The organism is Xenorhabdus entomophaga, assembly GCF_037996725.1.
GTDB lineage: Bacteria > Pseudomonadota > Gammaproteobacteria > Enterobacterales > Enterobacteriaceae > Xenorhabdus > Xenorhabdus khoisanae.
In genome coordinates this window covers 1-1,826 of sequence record NZ_JBBMXH010000229.1, presented here as the reverse complement: position 1 = coordinate 1,826, position 1,826 = coordinate 1, and the positions used below count along the sequence as shown (strand labels likewise).

Genomic DNA, 1,826 nt, shown 5'->3' with positions numbered 1-1,826 from the left:
AACTGCTTTCTCATACGTTGGGCATTTTTGCTAATTTTAAACAAGGTAAAAGACAACGCGATTGGCTTCAACACGCTAACGTTATAGGGTGTTAAAGTCGAGCATCGCGTTAAATTACCACGGTATCTCTGATAACCAGAGACGAGTCGGGCAGTTTATCTATCAAAGTACGCGAATAATCTACCGATGGTTCAACCGTCAAGGGGGACGTCGCCGGCTGACGTGGAAGAAGCTGAATCTGATCCTGAAAATGCTGGGTTATCCGTCTCGATGGAAAACACTTTCAATGTTCAATTCTTGCTGAATATGTGTGGGGACACGGATCTGTCGGGAGCCGGATGCGGTAGTTCCGCACGTCCGGTTCTGAGGAGGGGCCCACTCAGGTGACTGAGCGGGTCTACTCAACCCTCCCCAAATCGGCTTCAGTGAGCCATGCTGAATACATCAGCAAAATATGAAGAGGTGTCCCATGGAACAAATTATCGGAATTGATCTGGCAAAGCGAGTTTTTCAGTTAAATATCGTGTCTTCTTCTGGGAAACCGATTCAAAACAAAATGGTATCCCGCGAAAAACTCACGGCTTTCATGGCCCAACAACCGCCATCAAGGATAGTGATGGAAGCCTGTGGCAGTGCCAATTACTGGAGCCGTCAATTCAAGCAGTTTGGGCATGAAGTCAAACAAATCAGTCCTCAATATGTCACGCCTTTCAGGATGGGCAGCAAGAATGACAAGAATGATGCGATTGCCATTGTGGAAGTCGACAGTCGTCCGGGCATGCGATATGTGCCGGAAAAAACGATAGAACAACAGGATATTCAATCTCTGCACAGAGTTCGTCAGCGTCTAATGAAAAACCGAACAGCATTGATTAACCAGATACGCGGATTAGGGCTGGAATAGGGTATTGCCATGCCGGAAAGCGCTCACAAGGTAGCGCATTGTTTACCGGCACATCTGGAAAATGCGGAGAATGAGTTGACAACATTGAGCCGTCAATTATTTCAGGAATTGTTATTTGAACTGAAAGACTTTCAGCATCGCCTGGAAGAGCTGGATAAGCGCCTTGATCATCTGAATGCTCAACATGAGGATATCCGTCGATTGCTAACCTTACCCGGTATCGGACCATTAGGTGCTTCTGCCCTGATGATAGCACTGGGTGATAGCCAATATTTCAAGAATGGCCGCCACTTTGCCAGTTATCTGGGATGGGTGCCGAAAGAGCACAGTAGCGGCGGAAAAATCAGGCAACTCGGTATCAGTAAACGGGGAGATGCCTACTTGCGAGGAATACTGATACATGGAGCCCGTTCTATTGTGTATCGAGTTAGCAAGCGGCCCGATGAACAATGCAATGAATTACAGCGCTGGATAAAAGGGCTCATAGAGCGTAGTGGAGTCAATAAAGCGGTGGTTGCATTAGCGAATAAAAATGCCCGGATCGCTTGGGCATTAGTTAATCAGCAGTCTGTTTATACTCCTCGATGAAAAGTGAATAAGATGTTCGAAAAAGTCTATAAGTTGATGTAACTGACAGGTAGTACCGACTCTCTGTGAACCTGATAAACTGTTTAGTTTGCCACGATTGTTGGGTTAATGAGGGCAGAGAGTGCGGATTTTCATCAGGGCTCTTGGAAGCCGAATATATGCTTGCGACTACTTTTGTCAGAAAAATAGGTTACCCCACTTGAATTAAATCGGTGTCCATATATACAGTTTAGATTTTCGAAAAAGAGTCCTGGCATACAAAGATAAGCATTCGTTGACTTTCGAACAAACGCGTGCCCATTTTGAGATTTCTATTCGTACCCTGTTCCGGTGG

General features: G+C 45.8%; 4 pseudogenes. All 4 read left to right on the top strand.

What is annotated here, in order from left to right:
• A pseudogene (locus AAC854_RS24475) lies at positions 1-95 on the top strand (IS982 family transposase); the annotation flags it as partial.
• Between the two features lie 14 nt (positions 96-109).
• Positions 110-304, top strand: a pseudogene (locus tag AAC854_RS22375) (group II intron reverse transcriptase/maturase); the annotation flags it as partial.
• A gap of 165 nt (positions 305-469) precedes the next feature.
• Positions 470-1,492, top strand: a pseudogene (locus AAC854_RS22370) (IS110 family RNA-guided transposase).
• Positions 1,493-1,712: 220 nt separating this feature from the next.
• Positions 1,713-1,826, top strand: a pseudogene (locus tag AAC854_RS22365) (IS630 transposase-related protein); the annotation flags it as partial.